This window comes from Deltaproteobacteria bacterium, assembly GCA_017302835.1.
In the GTDB taxonomy this organism is placed as follows: domain Bacteria; phylum Bdellovibrionota; class Bdellovibrionia; order Bdellovibrionales; family Bdellovibrionaceae; genus UBA2316.
In genome coordinates this window covers 291489-312092 of the sequence record JAFLCC010000002.1, presented here as the reverse complement: position 1 = coordinate 312092, position 20604 = coordinate 291489, and the positions used below count along the sequence as shown (strand labels likewise).

Sequence of the window (20604 nt, the reverse complement as noted above, 5' to 3'; positions counted from 1 at the left end):
CCTTAATTAGTTTTAAAAAATTACTCAACTATTTCAGTAACAACTCCAGCACCAACAGTTCTTCCACCTTCACGGATAGCAAAACGAAGTTCCTTTTCCATTGCAATTGGAGCAATTAACTCAACATTAATTTCAACTCTGTCACCAGGCATAACCATTTCTGTTCCTTGTTTCAAAGTTACAACTCCTGTTACATCCGTAGTTCTGAAATAAAACTGAGGACGATAGCCATTAAAGAAGGGCGTGTGTCTTCCGCCTTCTTCTTTTGTAAGAATATAGGCTTCAGCTTTGAATTTTTTGTGAGGTTTTACAGAACCAGGTTTAGCCAAAACTTGCCCACGCTCAACATCTTCTTTTTTAGTTCCCCTTAGAAGAACTCCACAATTGTCTCCAGCCTGCCCCTCATCAAGAAGTTTACGGAACATTTCTATGCCTGTAACAGTTGTTTTTTGAGTAGGTCTAATTCCTATGATTTCAACTTCCTCATTTACCTTGATAATTCCACGCTCAACACGACCAGTAACCACAGTTCCTCGACCAGAAATTGAGAATACATCCTCAACTGGCATTAGAAATGTTTTATCAGTAGCACGAACAGGCTCAGGAATATAAGCATCACAAGCGTCCATCAATCGCTTAATAGATGGTTTTCCCAAATCAGAGTTATCACCCTCCAAAGCTAACTTAGCAGAACCTAGAATTATAGGAATTTTATCGCCAGGAAATTCGTACTTACTCAATAACTCACGCACTTCCATCTCGACAAGCTCTAGAAGATCCTTATCATCAACCATATCCACTTTATTCATAAATACAACTAACGCAGGAACCCCTACTTGCCTTGCAAGAAGAATGTGCTCCCTAGTTTGGGGCATCGGTCCATCTGCAGCAGAAACCACCAAAATAGCACCATCCATTTGAGCGGCGCCTGTTATCATATTTTTTACATAGTCAGCATGTCCAGGACAGTCAACGTGAGCATAGTGCCGTTTGTCTGTTTCATACTCTACGTGAGTTGTAGAAATAGTGATTCCACGCTCTTTTTCTTCAGGAGACTTATCGATTTGATCGTAAGACATAGCCTGAGATTTGCCCTCAGCCGCCAATGTAGTAGTAATGGCTGCAGTTAAAGTTGTTTTTCCATGATCGACGTGACCAATGGTTCCAATGTTAACATGAGGTTTATTACGGTTAAATTTCTCTTTAGACATTATTTCCTCCCGAAGAGATAAATTGTTATTTATATTTATTAACTAAAAATCCAATACTAATTCATTATATTCAAAATTCAACACCCATTTTAAAATAATGGCCATCAAATGGAGCCCGTGATCGGAGCCGAACCGACGACCTCACCCTTACCAAGGGTGTGCTCTACCACTGAGCTACACGGGCACATAACCCCACCCCTAAGAAAGATACAGCCTGACCGATCTCAAGATCAAACCGACCTCAAACTTAAAAATGGAGCGGGAGACGGGTCTCGAACCCGCAACCCTCTGCTTGGAAGGCAGATACTCTAGCCAATTGAGCTACTCCCGCGACTTTGCCCTTCATACTACCAAAATTCTGGGCAAGAATTTTGGTGGACAGGGAAGGATTCGAACCTTCGTAGACGTTAAGCCAGCAGATTTACAGTCTGCCCCCTTTAGCCACTCGGGCACCTGTCCAATGGAGCTGGTTATGGGACTTGAACCCGCAACCTGCTGATTACAAATCAGCTGCTCTACCAATTGAGCTAAACCAGCACATAAAACAGCACATCAAAATATACTTGAATTGTTATCTTGATAACCGAAACTTTTTACGAGCAAATAGTTTTAGAGTCAAAGAGAATTATAATTACTCAAGGACGACCTGATGCGTAATTGTGTTGTCTATAACCTTCGGAAAGCACCAATCCTGCAGCCACAGAGGCATTGTAGCTTGCCGAAGAAGAGACCTGAGGGATTGACACAAAATCATCACATAATTTTTCCGTGGATCCTCTTAATCCTTTGTCCTCAGCCCCTACGCACCAAATGACTTTTTTGGGAATCTCAAGTTCGAAAATGCAATTTTGAGCTTGATGACTCAATCCGAACACCCAATAACCCATTTCTTTAAATTTCTCTAGAGACGTCTTAAACTGTGTCTCAACTGAAATGGGAACATGCTCAACTCCTCCACAGGCAACTTTATGCACCGCTGGAGTTATATCGACAGCTCTATCTTCCGGAATAAAAATGCCCTGAACTCCCAAAAGCCATGAGGTTCTGCAAATAGCTCCTAAATTATGAGGGTCTTCAATCCCATCCAAGAACAACAATTGAGAGGGTGCGGTCAAGTTTGAATCTAACAACTTAGGTCTTCCCTCGACAAGGACCAAACACCCCTGATGATTTAAAAATAATTTATCCAAAACGCCTTTAGGTTTTTCTTCTACTTCTATGGCCAATGTCTTTACTTTTTTATAGATCTCATTTTGCAAATGAAGCCCTTGCCATCCCTGTTGAAAAATTACTTTTAATATGGATCGAGGATGTACTGAAAGCACTTCCAAAACAGCATGATTGCCAGAAACCCATCGCTGTTTTTTTAAATTTATATTTTGGATATTCGATTTTCCATTCACTGCCTTGGGGTGACTTTTGTTTTTAGGAGCAAAAGAAGAAATTTTTCTATTCTGCTTCACAGATAAAACCACCCTTTGTTAATTTTTCTTTCAAGGTAATAAATACATCCTCACAGCGTAAAGTACCCTGTTTTTGCTGAGCAATGATTTTATCAGAGCCTTGTTTTGTATACAAGACCTCGCAGCCTAAACCCTTTGGCTCTAGGACAAGAACTCTGATCTCTTTTTGCGTCTTGCAGATCATTTTCTGTTTGCTATTGGGGTCCTTAGTTATCAAGTCATTTCCCCCAAGGGCAACAGATATGGATAGAAAAATCTGAAAAATACCTATAAAAATGAACTTCATTTATTCTCCTATCTAATTTTTAGTTTCTTTTTATTTTCTTTTTATTTTTTTTGAGCTTTTGATAAAAGTTCTCCAAAGGTTCCTACCCCTTTTTTAGGACCTCCTAATGTCGCATGGGATTTCCATGAATCATCATACTCTTCAGACTGCAATCCAAAGGAAATTCGACGATCTTCTTTGTTAATTTGATCGATCTGAATAGCAATCACATCGCCCTTTTTTTTACCTTCGATTTGGGCGGCATCTGGAGAATCCTTCCACTTGGATCTTGGCAGTAACCCTTGTAGTCCTGGTGCTATAGAAATAAAATATCCAAATACTTCTTTCTTTTCTATAGTTCCATTTATTTTTTTTCCAATTGGAAAATCCGTATCGATTGAGTTCCAAGGATCCATCGATGTTCCGCCCTCTTTAATTGAAAGCGAAATTTTCATTCTCTCTGAATCTTCAATTTTCAAAATTTTTGCCTGAACTGTTTGACCTTGGGATAAAACGTCCCCTGGATTTTGCACTCTTCCCCAGGCGATCTCAGAAATATGAACCAAGCCCTCAATCCCTTTTTCTATTTCAACAAATGCCCCATATTTTTCTAACTTTGTGATCTTTCCAGTTACAATATCTCCAACATGATATTTTTGCAGGAAAGCGCCTTCGTTTTCAACTTTTTGCTGATCTAAAATCCTTCTCCTTGAAACAACAATATTCCGCCCTTTATTTTCATATTGAGTAATTAAAAATTCAAACTTTTGCCCAATATACTTTCCATGATCTAGATCAACTTTAAAATCCATCTGACTTATTGGACAAAATGCAATTTTGGAATTTATAAGAACGCGAAATCCACCCTTGACTTCTTCTGTTACTTTTCCTTCTATTGGCAGCTCCATATCAAATGCATCTTCTAAGGAGTCAACATCTTGGGCCACGGACTTAGCTAATTTATAGCGAAGCAAAATTTCATCTTGATTCTCCCTCACAACAACTACATCAACAAAATCACCTTTTTTAAATAATAATTCTTTGTCGCCATTTAGCAATTCTGCCTTTGGAAGAACCCCATCCCTTGTTGTACCCGTGGCAATAAAAACAGAGTCTTTATCAATAGAAATAATTTCTCCCCTTAACTCATCCCCTTTTTTAAGCTTCTTGTTTGTCATGGATAAACTATTTTCAAATAGACTCGCAAAATCATTCTTTTTAGTTTCAATTTCGTCACCAAAAATGTCTTTATTGTCACTCATACTTTTTCCTAACTTTTTTTATTTGCAAATTTCTTTCTTAAAAAAGCCAATAACTTCTTGTGGCTTTATTTTAGTTATTTTTTTTGTTTTTCTTTCAATAATTTCAAGTTCCCCAGCTTCAATCCCTTTAGCCCCTACATTTAAACGGTAAGGCATCCCAAGAAGATCTGCGTCTTTGAATTTAAATCCAGGCCGCTCGTCCCTGTCATCAATAAGTACATCAAGACCTAAACTTTTTAATTCATTGTAGAACTCTAAGGCCTTACTTTTGATTGTTTCATTTTTAACATCAAGAAGACAAATGTGAATCTGGAATGGCGCTATAGCTAATGGCCAAATGATTCCATCTGAGTCATGGGACTGTTCGATAATGGCTTGAATGGTACGACTTACACCAATCCCATAACATCCCATTTCGAAAGCTTGAGCTTTTCCTTGTTGGTCTAAATAATTTGCTTTCATTTTTTCTGAATATTTTTTTCCCAAATAAAACACATGCCCCACTTCGATTCCTCTATAAGAAATTAATCTTCCGGAACTTTCAGGGCACTTATCACCTTCTTTGGCCATTCTTAAATCGGCAATCTTATCCACAGAAAAATCTCTAGAGTGGTTCACATTTTTTAGATGAAATCCATCTTCATTGGCACCGACGATATAGTTCCTCAATCCATGAACACCCTGATCCATATAAATGGGAATTTTCAGCCCTACGGGGCCACAAGAGCCAGGATTAGCACCAGATACAGCGCGGACTTCAGCGTCAGATAACATCAATGGAGGATTAGCGAGACCTAAAAAATTTTTCAACTTGATTGGATTTAGCTCATCCTTGCCACGCAACAAAATCGCGATAGCTTCATTGTTTACCGAGAAAAAAAGTGTCTTGACCAATGCCGGCTCGTTGGTGCTGTCATCGGAGGCTTCACGGGAGGTCTCATTGGGGACCTCCACGCTTTTCTCCTCAGCCCTAAGAAATTTTATCAAGTCATCAATTGTCTTCACATTTGGAGTTGCAAATTTTTCTTTTGGTTTTAATTCAGCCATAGAAATTTGTGGAGAAAAATCAATTGCTGGACATACTTCAATATTGGCTGCAAATGAAGTTGTATCCGAGACCAACAGCGAATCTTCTCCGGCATCTGCCAAAAGTTGGAACTCATGAGTTTGAGATCCACCAATATTTCCCGCATCAGCCTGAACAATTCTATAAGAAGCACCAATTCTATCAAAAATGGCCTTATAAGCCTCGTACATATTTTCATATGATTTTAATGCCGCTGGTTGATCCAAATCAAAGCTGTAAGCGTCTTTCATGATAAACTCTCGACATCTCATCAAACCAAAACGGGGCCGGATTTCATCTCGATATTTTGTTTGGATTTGATATAAGGTTCTGGGCAAGTCCTTATACGACCTTAAATCATTTCTTACGTAATCTGTTACCGCTTCTTCATGGGTAGCACCAAGACAAAATGAATGTTCATTTCTGTTTTTAAATTTAAGTAACCCCGCACCCATTTCTTCCCAGCGATCGGTCTCGACCCAAAGCTCTTTTGGTTGAACCATGGGCATCAAAATTTCCTGACAATTTTTTTTATTTAATTCATCTCGGATTATATTTTCAAACTTACGAATGGCCCTTAAAGCTAAAGTTCCGTAGGAATAAATACCAGGAGCCAACTTTTTGATCATTCCTGATCTAATCATCAATTGGTGAGAAATAATCTCGGCATCACTTGGCGCTTCTTTAGCTGTGTATAAATGACTTTGCGACCATCTCATGAAACCACCCTCTTTTTCAATTATGTTACTTCGATACCATAGGATTTAATTTTACGATGTAAATAACTTCGTTCTAGTCCAATAACTTCCGCAGTTTTAGAGATATTCCCACCGTTTTCTCGAATTTTTTGAACCAGATATTCTTTTTCAAATTGCGCCCTGGCGTCTCTGAAATTGCTCATAGACACGGAATCTGTGTTGTTTGGATTTGCCTCTTCAAGTCCCGCAAATTTTAGATCATGAACATCTATATATTCGGACGGAGTTAAAATATAAAGTCTTTCTACAAAGTTTTTTAATTCCCTCACATTTCCAGGCCAAGAATATTCTTTCAACATGTGAATAGCTTTTTCCGAAAAAACTTTTTTAATTTCTCCACTTTCTCTAGAGAAACTATCACTAAAATAGGAAACCAGAGTTGGAATGTCTCCATTTTTTTCTCTAAGACTTGCAATATGAAAAGGGAGAATATTGATTCGATGATAAAAGTCTTCTCGAAATTTTCCTTGTTTAACTAGGCTTTCAAGATCTTGAGTCGTTGAAGCAATTATTCTTACATCGGCAATTGTTTCTAAATTGCCACCGTAACGAGTAAACTTTTTTTCTTGCATCAGCTTCAGCAATTTCATTTGCACAAATGCTGGCAAATCTTGTATCTCTTCAAGATATAGGGTTCCGCCCTGACAAAGCTCAACCTTGCCACGACGGTTTTTTTCAATACCAGGATAGGCATTTTTTTCAATGCCAAATAACTCGCCTTCTATCAACTCTTCAGCAGCTGAAGCACAATTAAATTCGATAAATGGCAGGCTGGCTCTGGAACTAAAATAATGAATATTTTGTGCTACTAAATTTTTTCCCGATCCATTTTCGCCAGTAATTAAACACCATGAATGGGTGGGAGCCAATCGAGAAATGAGTTGTTTAGTTTGCTTAACAGCGTCGGCATCTCCCATAATAGCAAGACTTTTTCTGAGTTTATTTAGAAGCGCTGTTTTTTCTTCCTTCTCATGTAAATAATTTTTCAAATTATTCAAAGTGATGATAATTTTATCAATAGACAAGGGCTTTTCAATAAAATCATAAGCTCCCAATTTAGTAGATTTCACCGCCGTCTCAATGGTCCCATGACCAGAAATCATAATGAACTCAGTACTGTGATATTTCTGCCTGGCTTCTGTTAAAATTTCAATCCCATCTCGTCCTGGCATCCATATATCCAGAAAACAAATTTGCGGCTGAAATTCTTCTATTTTTCTTAGACCTTCATCACCATCTTTGGCTGTTTCTAAAATATACCCTTCATCCTGTAGAGAGGCAGACAAAACCTCTCTAATCGGTTTTTCATCATCAATAATTAGAATCTTCATAGCAACCTTTTCAAAGCCTATCCTCCTTAACTGGAGAATTTGAGGATGAGTATTCCATGAGTTTATAACTGGCTCACCTCTGAAAGTCTATGAGATTTTACCTGAGGTCCATCTAAATATAATGATCCTATTTATATAACTCAAACCGATTCAATCTGAATTGGCATTTCGATAATCATCTTAGTTCCCTGGGGCAGATTCTGTGTGACTCGAATGTAGCCATTGTGGTCTTCGATGATTCGTTTAACAATAGCCAAACCAAGTCCTGAACCTGTTTCCTTTGTGCTATAATAGGGCTCAAAAACTCGAGCCATTTGCCCCAAGGGAATTCCAGATCCATTGTCAGCAACGAGAATTTTAACAATTTTTAAATCTTTATTAAAATGAGTTTCAATCCTGATTTCATTGTTTTGGTTTTTATTCAGTGCTGCTATAGAATTATCTACTAAATTCACTATCACTCTGTGCATTTGCTCTTGATCGAAACTAAAGCTGGGTAAGTTTTCAGAGTAGTCCTCTATAAATTTAATTTGCGGATGCGCTGATTTGAACATTTTCAGGGAGTCTTGAATCACGTCATTCATCGAACCCATTAGCGGTTTCCTTTGGGGAAGCCTTGCAAATTGAGAAAATTCATTAACAAGCTTCTTCATTTGATCGACTTGAGAAACGATCATGGAAGTGCATTCTTTAAATGCAGGATCTGAAATCTCAGATGCGAACTTGCGCTGTAATCTTTCTGCCGAAAGTTTGATGGGAGTTAGTGGATTTTTAATCTCGTGAGCAATTCTTCTTGCCACTTCCGTCCAAGCTTGTGCCCTCTGAGCATTCACTATAGGAGTCATATCATCAAACACAAGAACCTTACCAATTTCAAGCCCATCATCGTCCTTTAAAATTGATAAATTCATCATTAAGGGAATAATATTCCCATGCAAGTTAAATTGAAACTCTTTCTGAATGGACTCCATTTTAAACAAGGCCATATTTTTTAATAATTCAGAAAAAATTCTAAAATATTCTAAAGTTAGTAACTCCCTGACGGAGCTTCCAATATAACCCATAGGATCAATCTCAAGTAACTTTGCTGCATGCTGATTGATGGTAGTGATCTTACCAGACTTATCCACAGAAATTACCCCAGCTGAAACGTTTTTTAATACAACCTCAATATACTTTAATGTTCCTTGAAGGTTATCGTTGGCGGCTTTGGCCTCATTTTTAGATTTTTCGAGTTGGAATGTCATATGATTAAATCCTGAAATCAATTGTGACATTTCTTCACTTCCCGAAGGAACGGATAGCTGTGAGTAGACACCCCTTCCAACTTCATCAGTGGCTTTGCCAAGCTGAACCAGTGGAATTGATAATTGCTTTGCTAAATGAAACCCAAACCACGTTGCCGCTAATAAAATGACAAAAGTCATTAAAAATAGGATGATCAAATAAATTGATTTTAATGGGTACTCCAACGGATTAATATCCCTAAATTCATCATAAGCATTCGCAACATCATTCATTCTTGATATCAATGACAGAGGTATAAACGAAGATATCACAATAGCTCCTCGGTCTTCTCCCTCTTTAACAGGAACAATAACTCTTACTAAATTTCCGTCACCAAATTGATGAATTGTAGAGCTTTCAACTTGATTTTTAATGCCCTTTTGTAGAAACTCAAGCGAAACTTTGGGCAATTCATAGAGATTTAAATCTTCTATTGTGCTTGCTATTCTTTCGCCAAAAATACTTGGATAAAATTCCACAGCGTCGATTAAGTATTCTTTTTGAATGGCTTTAATTTTCATTTCAATTTTTTGAGCACTTTGTAAGTTACCAATGTGATTAATGATTTCATGAGCAAAATGATAATTTTTTTTCTTTTCATTAAAATAATAATAGTTTTGTACTTCTAACGAACTTTTTAAAACCCCAACCATCTTAACGCTAAACCATTTATCAAAGCTGGAATTAATGTAAAATACCGAAATAATGAAAATTAAAATTGTTGGAACCGAGCTAAACGCTACGAAAGCAGCAATCAATTTTGCTTTCAAACTGCTGCCAAATAAACGGCTTCGACGTTCAACAAAAACTTTCATGACATTACGAAATATAAGAAAAATCAACAGAAGTAATAAAATAATATTGAAGTTAACTAAACCGAAAAAAAAGATACTGTGGACAAATGGCAATTGCTGAGCCGTAGAAAAAAGTCTAATTTCAAACCAAGTTAAAAATACAAAAAATAACGACAAAAAGAAAACAATCAATATCTCTCGTTTTCTTTTTGCTAACTCCCTGGAAACAGTTCCAGCCAGATTATAATCTTCAAGCGCCATATTTTGATCTATTTATATAATTCACGACCCAGCCCTATCATTTCCATCACGACCTGCGCGGCTTCTTGCCCCTTATGACCATGACGGCCTCCTACCCTTTGCAAAGCTTGTTCTTCATTCTCTGTGGTCAATATACCAAAAGCAATGGGTTTATTATTTTTAGTCATGACTTGAGTAATACCTTGCGTGACCCCCATACATACATAATCATAATGGGAAGTCTCGCCCCTGATGACAGCACCCAGAGCCACAACGCCATCACAAGCCCTGTCAAAAAGCCATTGACACGTTAACGGGATCTCAAAGGCGCCAGGGACCCGAATGAGTTCGATGATCACATTTTCGCAAGAATCCAAATACTCAATGGCTCCTTCTTCTAATTTTGAAGTGATCTCCTCATTAAATTTAGATACAACAACTCCGATTTTAATTGCTTTCTCTTGTTTAAATAATTTGATGTTTTTCTTTTTGGGCTTTTTTTTTGCTGGCATTTTATATATCCTTATTTTGATTTTTTAAAATCGATGAGATCCTTGATAGATCCCATTTTCAATCCATAGAATTGAGAAAACTTCTTTAACTCTGGCACTCTTGCCATGGAACCATCCTCATTCATTATTTCACAAATCACCGCTGAGGGATTGAGTCCTGCAAGAATTGCTAAATCAACACTCCCCTCTGTGTGCCCGGGCCTCTCAAGAACCCCCCCTTTTTTGGCTCGGATCGGGAATACATGTCCAGGGATATGAACATCCGTACTCTTTGCTAGAGGGTTTGATGCCACTTTTATCGTCCAGGCACGATCACTTGCAGAAATCCCAGTAGTCACACCCGTGGCGGCCTCAATACTTAATGTAAATCCCGTTTTATTTGAGGAATGACTATGCTCTTCACTCTGCATGAGTGGCAATTTTAATCGATCAATCTGATCAGGATGCATGGCGAGGCAAACTAGTCCCCTGGCCTTGGTAATCATAAAATTAATAGCTCGAGCATTGACAAAATCAGCAGCAAGAACAAGATCTCCTTCATTCTCCCGATCCTCATCGTCAATCAAGACTATCATTTTACCCAATTTAATTTCTTCTATGAGCTCTGCTGTTGTTGCTAAACTCATAAATCCTTCTTTATGACTCTTTCATCCGAAGATAATTCGGTCTGAGCCTTAAATTGAGTTATACCCTTGATAAGATAATCGCATTCCAAATTAACCCATTCGCCTTCTTTAATATCTGACAGGTTGGTATTTTTAAGAGTTTCTGGAATTAAACAAACCGTGAAGGAATTTTCATCTAATTCATTTACCGTTAAACTTACACCTTGAACCGCCACTGAGCCTTTTTTCCAAATAAATTTTTTAGATTGTAAGGGTAGCGAAAACCGAAAAAATAAACTTTCTCCTAGTTGTTTTTTTTCGATGGCTTGAGCCAATGAATCTACATGTCCACTGACCAAGTGACCATGTATCCGATCTCCAAACCTTAATGATCTTTCAAGATTTACATTTTTTCCTATAAGATTTTCTTTTTTCCATTGTAGAATATTTAATGTTTCATAGCCAAGGGTAAATTGGAGAGTCTCTGCATCGAATGCTTCAAGAGTTAAACAAACACCATTCACGGCGATACTATCACCACTTTTAACATCTTGAAAGAAATGAGGTCTCTCTAACTGGATAAGGAGAGCCTGATTCAGCGAAATCACTTTTAAAATATTCTTTTTGGCTTCAATAATTCCTGAAAACATATCTAACGCATTGATAGTTTTCTTTTTTTCCAATAGCAAGAAAAATCAAAGTGCCTTCGTCACTGGGGGGGCTTTAAGTTTGTTCACCTTAACCAAGGCTCCCATTTTTCTTGGAATTCCTGTTTCATAGATAACCTTTCCTCGAGAAAGGTCTTCTCCGACATAGTCAATTTCGATGACCGCAACTTTTTCACCAGGAATCGTTCCTTGCAATCTTGAATTACAAGGGACAGGTACCTCTCCATTGTCACTGATCCAATACGCTTTTTCATTATAAATATCAAAAGTATCACCCACTTGAATATTATGATTGGTTCCAGCTAAAATAGTGATTCCTTCTTCATGATCAAATAGCACCCGCGTGGACCAAAGATTTGATTTATTGTCCACCTCGGACTTAACCAATTGATCGTTTATACCGGCTAAGGCTTTTTCTAAAGCATTATACGATACCTTTGCCAAAGGCGTTTGAAAAAAGAAGCTTGGTTCAAACAATAAGTTTTGAAAAGGCAAGAAAAAGTTGACTTCTGTTTTCGTTTGTTTGGAAGTTACATTAACTGCCGCCAGATTTGTTTTTACTAAAGGAGGAGTGGCATTCATGTTCATATCTAACTGAAAGTTTTGGATCTTAAATCCAATTTTAGGAATCCCTGCTGAAGAAACTGGGCCTAGCTGAGTAAACCCGATACCTAATCCAATGGAGCTCACCATTTCAAAGGAATTTACTGAACCTGAAATTTCAAGTTGAGGTAAATTCACAAAACAAGAAACATCATCAGAAAACACCACTTTAGGAGGATTTGTAGTTAATGAATTTTTCAGATATTCATAATCCAGCTTGGATAAATTCATTTTATTTAAATCCAAATTTTGCTTATCTGTTTGATTATCCGGAAGTATGCTGTCCCTAAAAATAGGGTCATATCTAAACCAAAATTTGTCACTTTTTTGCAAAACAGGATAAATTTGCTGATTTAAAACAAATTGAAAATCAAATCGCCCTCCTCCTGGTAAATCAATAAGTCTTGACGAGACCAATCCAACTTCCACAATTTTTTTCAATACTCTGGACTTAGGTTGATCCACATTTTTAATTTCTTGGCATTGTTGGTTTCCCATCAAAAGGCCGGCGCCCAATACGAAAGTGATTATTTTAATTATTCTCATTCTTCCCCCAAAGGTCTTGTTATTAAGACTTTCGGAAGATATTGAAATGACAATAGTCTAGATTTTACTTTTCTAAAGGCTAGGGGAAATACCTATATCTCTAATGCGAAAAAACCAGCTTATTTCCTTTACACTCGACTTTGATCTTATCTCCAGATTTATAGGTGCCGGCGATCATTTCTTTAGAAAGAGGATTTAAGACCTCGCTCTGAATCACGCGCTTCAGAGGCCTTGCTCCATAGATAGGATCGTACCCCATTTTGGCAATAAAATTCATAGCTGAGTCAGAAAACTCGAGGGCGATTTTTTTGTTTTTTAATCTTTCGACGACAATCTTCAATTGCACTTTGACGATTCCAGCAATTTGTTCTTGTTTTAATGAATTAAAAATAATGGTTTCATCAATTCGATTCAAAAACTCGGGTCTGAAATGAGCCCTTAAAGCCGAAGTTACTTCCTTTTCTTTTTCGCTCTCAGACATCTTTGGATCAATAATAGATTGCGAACCGATATTTGAAGTCATAATCATGACGGTATTTTTAAAATCAACTGTTCGACCCTGACCATCGGTTAACCTTCCATCATCTAAAACCTGCAACAAGATATTAAATACATCTTGATGGGCTTTTTCAATTTCATCAAAAAGAACGACACTATAGGGTTTACGACGAACAGCTTCTGTAAGCTGGCCACCCTCTTCATAGCCTACATACCCCGGAGGAGCTCCCACCAAACGAGATACTGCATGCTTTTCCATGTATTCGCTCATATCAATTCGCACAACCGATTGTTCACTATCAAACAAAAATTCAGCTAAAGCTTTGACTGTTTCTGTTTTTCCAACGCCTGTGGGTCCTAAAAAGATAAACGAACCAATAGGTCGATTTGGATCAGAAATCTCTGCCCTCGACCGACGAATGGCATCAGCCACGATGGTCAATGCGTGATCTTGACCAACAACTCTTTCTTGAAGTTTGGATTCCATTTTTAATAATTTTTGAGTTTCAGCTTCTAACATTTTAGCAACAGGAATACCCGTCCATCTCGCAACAATTTCAGCAATATCTTCGGGACCAACTTCTTCTTTCAACATTCTTGACTCTTTGGAGACAGTTTTAGCACTTGCCTTTTCTTCAAAAAGTTGAATTTTCTTTTCTAGCTCAGGCAATTTGCCATATTTAAGCTCGGCAGCCTTACCCAGATCTCCGCTCCGTTGGGCCTTTTCGATTTCAATTTTAGTTGTTTCAAAGTCTTGTTTGAGTTTTTTTAGTTGCTCGATACCACCTTTTTCAAACTCCCACTGCTCTCTTAACTTCTGATTACTTCCGCTTAATTCTTTAAGCTCATTCTCGATAATGGCCAAGCGGTCTCTGGCCCCGGCCTCAGTTTCTTTTTTAAGAGCTTCTTTCTCGATTTTTAGTTGCATTAACTTACGTTCGATCTCATCAATCTCTTCAGGAACGGATTTTATTTCGATACTCATTTTACTAGCTGCCTCGTCAATCAAATCGATGGCTTTGTCCGGTAAAAATCGAGAAGTGATATAACGATGGGACAACTTAACAGCCGAGACTATAGCTCCATCCGTGATCCTGACTCCGTGATGGACTTCATATTTTTCTTTCAGGCCTCTCAGTATGGTAATGGCATCTTCTACCGAAGGCTCATCAACCAACACTGTTTGAAACCTTCGCTCTAAGGCTGCATCTTTTTCGATGTACTGACGGTACTCATCAAGGGTCGTTGCTCCAATACATCTGAGCTCGCCCCGAGCCAGCGCTGGCTTTAAGAGCTGACCAGCGTCCATAGCTCCTTCCGATTTCCCAGCTCCCACAAGAGTGTGCAACTCATCAATAAAAAGAATGATCTTTCCTTCGCTCGATGTCACTTCTTTGATAACTGCCTTGAGCCGATCTTCAAACTCGCCACGGTACTTAGCTCCAGCAATCAAAGCTCCGAGGTCCAAGCTCATGAGTTTCTTCCCAATTAAATTTTCAGGTATATCTTTTTTAACTATTCGAAGTGCCAAACCCTCAGCGATGGCTGTTTTACCAACACCTGGTTCGCCAATCAAAACAGGGTTATTTTTCGTTCTTCGCGAAAGCACCTGCACCACTCTTCTAATTTCTTCATCTCTGCCAACAACGGGATCTAATTTGCCTTCACTGGCTAAAGCTGTTAAATCCCGAGCGTATTTTTTTAAAACTTCCATTTTGTTTTCTGGTTGATCATCAATCACTTTTTGATTCCCCCTGATTTCATTCAATGATTTTAAAAAACCATCTATTTTGATTTGGTGCCGCTTAAATATACTATTTAGATCCGAATCATTTAACTTAATCCCTGCCAAAAAAAAGTGTTCCGTTGAGATAAAACTATCCCCCATGGCTTTGCACTCAATCTCTGCATTTTGGAAAACTTTTTGGAGTCTTTGACTGGCGTAAGACTTTTGCTCAGCCCCAGTGACCTGGGGAAATTTATCAATCCTGTTTTGAAAATCATAGGCAACGGATTGAATATTAATCCCCATTTTTTCAAGAACTCTGGGGACAACACCCTCCGATTGAACTAACAACTCAGCCAACAAATGTTCAGGTTCCACCGTCGGGTTTTTTTTGTTTTCAGCCCTTAAAGCAGCTGCTTGCATCGCCTCTTGACTTTTTTGTGTCATTTTTTCGATTTCGCTGGCCATAAACACCTCTATCTCATGGTTCAACTTGAGTCCAAAATAATGACTGTCAAATAAATTTAAGCTGATCTACTAAATAAAAACTAATCCACCCAAACAAATTCAGGACAAACTCTTTGGACTGTCGCTTTTAAAACAGAATCTCCTTGCAAATAAATTTCCTCATTTTTGTAATCAAAAATTTTCTTATTGAGCACACTACATCTTTGCCCTTGCGGGTTCACAAAAAAACTAGACCTTTCTGGATTAGTGGTTGGAGCTTGACCAAGAGAAAACCCTGTGTCCAGATACACCCCTGTGTACTTCTTAATTTCAACACCACCATTGTTTTTTCTATTAATCTTAGGATCTGTTATTACTTTAAAATTTTCTTGATTAACCAAGTTCAATTTTTTTGTTTCAAATTGTAAGTTTAATCTGCTATTGAGTCTTACACTTAACAAATTTTTCTTTTGGCTAATTTCGTTTAAAAATACCTCTCTAGGAAGAAAATAAAACATTCTGGCACCTGTAAAGCTCGAATTTGGACCCTTTCCATAGGAATTAAATACCATCAATAGACCTTCTGTCGTAATTAAGTAACTACGATAGATAAGAGTCTTGTAGGCATCCATGTTATCAATAGAAATCCAGCATTCAGCGATTTCCTCTTGGTAACTTCTTCCAAACTGAAGATTATCAAAATGGGTTAATTTTTTAGGGCATTTGTCTGGATCCGAGTAGCCAAGGGACAAACTTGAAAAACCTAAAACCAATAGGGAAATAAATTTTAAAATGTTTTTACGGTATTTTTTATCCATAAATTAAGACTATTTTTATTCTCGTAAGGGTGTCACCTTTTTTCTAATGACTATAGATACCATTTTTTTTAAACTGTTTGACATAAGTGTTTGATAAATTCATGGCTGCAACACTACGGCATCAGCCTCGATCTCAACCAACATGCTTGGATCAATCAGAGCTTTGATCTCTACCATCGTGGTTGCTGGTGGATGATCCGCAAAGACCTTTCCGTCATCTGTAATAGACGTGGTGCCAGTAACGGCAATGGTGTTACCCATCCGTATGGCTCGACAGTAGCCGACTTTCTTTTCCCATGGCGCGCCGCTAAAGGTTCTTCCAATCGTCGGTTTAATTAGCTCAGTTTTTTCAAAGTCTGAATTGAAATTGTTATCCTGACTGGCCTCATTGGGATGTCTAACAGATTCCATGCTGAGCACCTCCATTTTGAAAGAAAACGGTCTCGCCCTTTGTGAGTTCAAAACAAAGGTTTACAGTTCTAGTTTTTGCAAATGTTCGATGAATCTTTTTTGCAGGTACAGTAAAAACGTCTCCCGGGAGAAGTTCGACAGATTTCTGATCTTGAAAATCGATTTGAAGACAACCCTCTAGGACGAGGAAAAGCTCATCGGAGTTTGGATGATGATGCCAGTCGAAAATTCCTTCAATGACGGCAAGGCGGAGACAACTATCATTTACTTGCGAAACGAGAACATTTTTATGCTTTTCTAAGATCGAATCGCTGATCTGCTTCAGAGAAATTGGAGCTGACATTAAATAACCCCCTCGATGAGCATTTCTTAAAACTCGGTAACAGATGGATTCGCCCAACTTGCCCACCGCCAAGATGTTTGTGCCACACTTCTGTCGGCAATTCAAAAAATATGACAATTTATTTTTAACAGGGTCAAATACATGAATTATGAGTAAAATAAAGTCTAATTTTTTGAAATTAATTGCGCTTTTTTATTTCATCGGTTTTGTTCTACATGTACTCGACGTGCAAAATATGAGAATGAATCTGAGCGAAATAAACTCCTTCTGGAAAATTTGGATTTGGTGTTTATTAGTTTTAAAGACAAATTTGGTGACCAGTCTGCTCTAGCTTATTTTCATTTAATTTGTTTGTCTATTTATGCCGCTTTGTTGGTTTCAGAAAGGGCTAACAAAGGAAACGAAAAAACCAGGAGAACAAAGGTAAACTGTCGCAGGATGACCTCCCTTTAATATGAAAATTATTGGTGTTCTTTAAGGACATGTCAAGGCTCCAAGGAACTCTCTCGCCCTCCTAGGGTAAACGCATCTAAAATTGAAAATTTAAGGATAGCGTTTCCAGAACTTTCTGAGTTTATTTGGACTGATGCATAGACTCAAATAACAAGAAGGGGACCGTCACATGTGTTCGGAAATTTGAAAAACTAACGTCGCACACACCTGGTCAACCTAAACAGATTCTTTTGGGCGAGATAACTGACGTTACCGTCAGAGAAACGAACAGCATAGACTCCGTCAGAACTATATTCTGTGGCAGACCAATAGTAAGATCCACTGGTATCAAAGTTGCGGATTATATTTTTGTTGGAATACAGTATATTTAATTCAGACAATGCGGGCAGATACCAGTCAGTTTTACCATCGATGTTTAGTGTTTCACAGTAGGCGGCTCCTTCATAGGGTGATCCCGTATCGGACAGACCATATAAGCCCGCAGAATTGGTTTTACCTGTGACGGCACTACCATAGCCAGTGACAGGCCTGTTTGTGGTTCCATTATTCCAACTGAGGCTGGCTCTTGCACCTATACAAATTGATCCATCCCAGGTTTGACCAGCATCGCAACGGGTTGTGAACATTTTGTTGTTACCATCCGGTGAAAGCCCCGCATAGATGGTGCCATCAGCACAGACAGTCCCGATGCTTGGTGAGCCCGTACAATCGCCTCCAGCGGTAGTGACGGTCCAAACAGTGGCTCCGGATCCAATGATTAGAGTGGCCTGAAAGCTAGCGCCCCCTACGTTGTCGGTAGTTAGTCTCGTCTGTAAGTACTGACCTGTGGTGACAGAACTTGAACTAGAAGTCCAAGCCTGAATCACTGTTGTGCAAGAAGCATCACTGCAAATTTGATACTGCGGAGATCCCTGACCAGTGATAGTGACAGGCACCGAGCAGTTTATGCCGGTCACTTGCTGAATATCGGAGATATAGAGGGTTGATGTTGTTGCATTGGCCTCATTAGTGAAAGAAATCGTATCAGGAGTTGGGTCATTGCAAGCAGCGGCCTGAATGAGATTCCACCCGGTGCCATTACAGAATTCAAGCACGCTCGTGACATTGTTGTAACGGATAGATCCTTTTGTTGAGGAGCTACATGATTCCCCACCATCACCGACTTTGATTGTTCCACTGACATCCATTCTAACAACAGGGGCCGCTGTGCCGACACCGACTTTGCCCCCGAGATCTGCAACTATAACGTTTGCGCGAGTGGACGCCCAGCTGCCCAGACCTCCATTGAGATAGACATTTCCACCCGATGCCCCACCGCCGGTTGGACCGCCAGACAATCGCACATCCCCGCCAGGGCCAGTGGTTGCATCCCCAGCCGACAAGACAACAGAGCCCCCAGGCTCTCCATTTTTACCAGTGCCCCCAAAAAGAGTTGCGGAGCCTGCTTGACCAATATTGTAGGCTCCATCCAAATTAAGAGATGCTCCGGTACTATAAGGTCCGGTCGTCCAACTCGACCCTGCGGCAATATTTACATTTCCGCCAAAAATTCCCATGCCAGCCGCCAAAGATATATCGCCACCTCGAGCTGGATAAACTGCGCTCGTATTTCTGCCGCCGATCACTTTCAGTGCATAACCTAGGGGCCCGGCGCTGACATCTCCGTTAGTTTGGGTAATATCCAGCGTGGCCCCGGGGGTGGCCGTTCCCACACCCATTTTGCCGGTTGTATAGTAAATATCCGATCCAGTCGTGGTCCACTGAGACCCAGCCCCCGTGCTATCGGTACCACACCCTGCAAAGCCAGAGGCATCAAACTTGATGATTTGTCCGATGGTGCAATTCAATGAACTTATCGCAGTGCCTGTGCCATTCGAAACCAATACACTGTTGTTCCCATAACTCGTGAGTCCGGTTCCACCTCGAGCCACAGGCAATGTTCCTGTCGTGATTTTTCCAGCATCCAAGCTAGGGATATCTGATGAACTTAAAGTTCCAAAACTGAGTTGACCAGATCCGTTGGTTTTCATCAAAGTACCGGAAGCTCCATCTGTGGAGGGTAGTATGAAATTCAAATTTCCAGCACCTAGTGCCGGCGCTGCCAGTTGAACATAATTAGCGCCGTTGTAGGCTCGCAGATTCGTCGCACTCACTGTGGCTCCTTGAACTGTGCCCGTGGTCACAAGATTTCCAGAGGAATTGATGGCGGTGCTTCCGGCCAAGGTGCCTGCATTGATAGCGCTGCCGCTGACTTTTCCCGCAGTGGAAAGTGTCGGGATATCTGCTTCCACTAAGGCGGCTCCTGTTGTCACTCTGCCCTTTGTATCTGTCGTTACTTTCGCATAAGTCCCTGGAGTTCCCACATTGGGTAAACCTGCCACTACCTGTGCGTCCACATAGGTTTTGTTGACAAGATCATTGGCTCCCGAAGGAACTCCATTCCACTGGGGAGCTGCCGTGAAATTAGCCGATCCCGATTTCACATACTGAGTGGTGGTTCCACCAATCAAAGCTAGAAGCTCGGTCCATGAAGCACTATTGAGTTCTGTTCCTGTTGTCGATACCCCATCAGCAATCTTTATAAGTTGCTCTTTCTTGTAACCACCCACTTGCATGCTTTCAATGGCCATAGGAACAAAGTTAATTGCCATCGGAGCCACGGGTTCCCACTGGCCTATGGGAAAGGTTCCATCATTAAAGAAAACCTGAATCTTCCGACTGTCCGTCGTATTAGGAGAATAAGTAATTCCCGCGGTGCAGCTGCTCCCTGCAAAGGTAAAAGAATTTCGATTCGCAAAGATTTGATCCAAAGTGTATCCCGAAGAGTCCAATCTAGACCCCGTGCCATCATTAATTGTTACTGCGTAGGCTCCACTTGTCATAGAGAGATCTTTGTTTTGGACTTCCTCATACATCAAACAATTTTCATTTCCTGGAGTTCTAATCTGCAATCGAAACTGAACATTTGTTCCCACAACGGGATTACCATTGGGATCTATGAGCCTGCCATGATAGGTAATCCCAGCCCCCGTTGCATGGGCTTTTTGAATTCCGATAAATATCACAAAGATGGATGATATTAGAATATAACACCAAGAATTCAAACCAAATGAAACCTTTAATAGTTTGTAATCAGGTTCTACGTCCATACAGAGTCTTCTTCGACTGATTCAGACTAAACAAAAGTATCTATTTGAGAAATCAACAATTTGGACTAAGAAATCACCAACAATGACAACAGGATAAACTTTTACATTTTTATGTTGAACTTATTACGTGTCTCAACCTAAAACGGCA

General features: G+C 39.4%; 16 protein-coding genes and 4 tRNA genes. All 20 read right to left on the bottom strand.

Annotated elements, in window-relative coordinates; translation table 11 throughout:
• Positions 1–20 precede the first annotated feature (20 nt).
• Positions 21–1211, bottom strand: coding sequence for an elongation factor Tu (tuf, locus tag J0M15_03505; GenBank protein MBN8536094.1), 1191 nt, complete (start codon positions 1209–1211; stop codon positions 21–23).
• 109 nt (positions 1212–1320) lie between these two features.
• Positions 1321–1395 (bottom strand) — tRNA-Thr (locus J0M15_03500).
• A gap of 70 nt (positions 1396–1465) precedes the next feature.
• Positions 1466–1542: transfer RNA gene (locus tag J0M15_03495), tRNA-Gly, on the bottom strand.
• Positions 1543–1583: 41 nt separating this feature from the next.
• Positions 1584–1670, bottom strand: a tRNA-Tyr gene (locus J0M15_03490).
• A gap of 2 nt (positions 1671–1672) precedes the next feature.
• Positions 1673–1748 (bottom strand) — tRNA-Thr (locus J0M15_03485).
• A 98-nt stretch (positions 1749–1846) separates the two neighbouring features.
• Positions 1847–2674 (bottom strand): RNA methyltransferase, encoded by an 828-nt coding sequence (locus tag J0M15_03480; GenBank protein ID MBN8536093.1) that lies wholly within the window; start codon positions 2672–2674, stop codon positions 1847–1849.
• Positions 2661–2960, bottom strand: a complete 300-nt coding sequence (locus tag J0M15_03475) for a hypothetical protein (GenBank protein ID MBN8536092.1) — start codon at positions 2958–2960, stop codon at positions 2661–2663. Before J0M15_03475 ends, J0M15_03480 begins: the two co-directional genes overlap by 14 nt.
• 41 nt (positions 2961–3001) lie before the next feature.
• On the bottom strand, positions 3002–4201 hold the full coding sequence (locus tag J0M15_03470) for a S1 RNA-binding domain-containing protein (GenBank protein MBN8536091.1): 1200 nt from the start codon (positions 4199–4201) through the stop codon (positions 3002–3004).
• Between the two features lie 18 nt (positions 4202–4219).
• A complete protein-coding gene (locus J0M15_03465) occupies positions 4220–5986 on the bottom strand; it encodes a proline--tRNA ligase (protein MBN8536090.1) in 1767 nt (588 codons plus the stop codon).
• Positions 5987–6006: 20 nt separating this feature from the next.
• Complete coding sequence (locus J0M15_03460) at positions 6007–7356, bottom strand: sigma-54-dependent Fis family transcriptional regulator (GenBank protein MBN8536089.1); 1350 nt, start codon at positions 7354–7356, stop codon at positions 6007–6009.
• A gap of 140 nt (positions 7357–7496) precedes the next feature.
• Positions 7497–9698 carry a PAS domain-containing protein gene (locus J0M15_03455; GenBank protein MBN8536088.1) on the bottom strand — a complete coding sequence of 734 codons (2202 nt, stop codon included), beginning with the start codon at positions 9696–9698 and terminating at the stop codon, positions 7497–7499.
• A gap of 8 nt (positions 9699–9706) precedes the next feature.
• Complete coding sequence (locus J0M15_03450; GenBank protein ID MBN8536087.1) at positions 9707–10189, bottom strand: 6,7-dimethyl-8-ribityllumazine synthase; 483 nt, start codon at positions 10187–10189, stop codon at positions 9707–9709.
• 11 nt (positions 10190–10200) lie between these two features.
• Entirely contained in the window at positions 10201–10815 is a 615-nt protein-coding gene (gene ribB, locus J0M15_03445) for a 3,4-dihydroxy-2-butanone-4-phosphate synthase (protein ID MBN8536086.1), read from the bottom strand.
• Entirely contained in the window at positions 10812–11444 is a 633-nt protein-coding gene (locus tag J0M15_03440; GenBank protein MBN8536085.1) for a riboflavin synthase, read from the bottom strand. Before J0M15_03440 ends, ribB begins: the two co-directional genes overlap by 4 nt.
• Before the next feature lie 45 nt (positions 11445–11489).
• Positions 11490–12611 (bottom strand): hypothetical protein, encoded by a 1122-nt coding sequence (locus J0M15_03435; protein MBN8536084.1) that lies wholly within the window; start codon positions 12609–12611, stop codon positions 11490–11492.
• Between the two features lie 100 nt (positions 12612–12711).
• Entirely contained in the window at positions 12712–15282 is a 2571-nt protein-coding gene (gene clpB / locus J0M15_03430) for an ATP-dependent chaperone ClpB (protein MBN8536083.1), read from the bottom strand.
• 101 nt (positions 15283–15383) lie between these two features.
• On the bottom strand, positions 15384–16100 hold the full coding sequence (locus tag J0M15_03425; GenBank protein ID MBN8536082.1) for a hypothetical protein: 717 nt from the start codon (positions 16098–16100) through the stop codon (positions 15384–15386).
• A gap of 99 nt (positions 16101–16199) precedes the next feature.
• Positions 16200–16436 (bottom strand): hypothetical protein, encoded by a 237-nt coding sequence (locus J0M15_03420; GenBank protein MBN8536081.1) that lies wholly within the window; start codon positions 16434–16436, stop codon positions 16200–16202.
• A gap of 61 nt (positions 16437–16497) precedes the next feature.
• A complete protein-coding gene (locus tag J0M15_03415; protein ID MBN8536080.1) occupies positions 16498–16854 on the bottom strand; it encodes a cupin domain-containing protein in 357 nt (118 codons plus the stop codon).
• Between the two features lie 644 nt (positions 16855–17498).
• Positions 17499–20456 carry a DUF1566 domain-containing protein gene (locus J0M15_03410; protein MBN8536079.1) on the bottom strand — a complete coding sequence of 986 codons (2958 nt, stop codon included), beginning with the start codon at positions 20454–20456 and terminating at the stop codon, positions 17499–17501.
• Between the last annotated feature and the right edge of the window lie 148 nt (positions 20457–20604).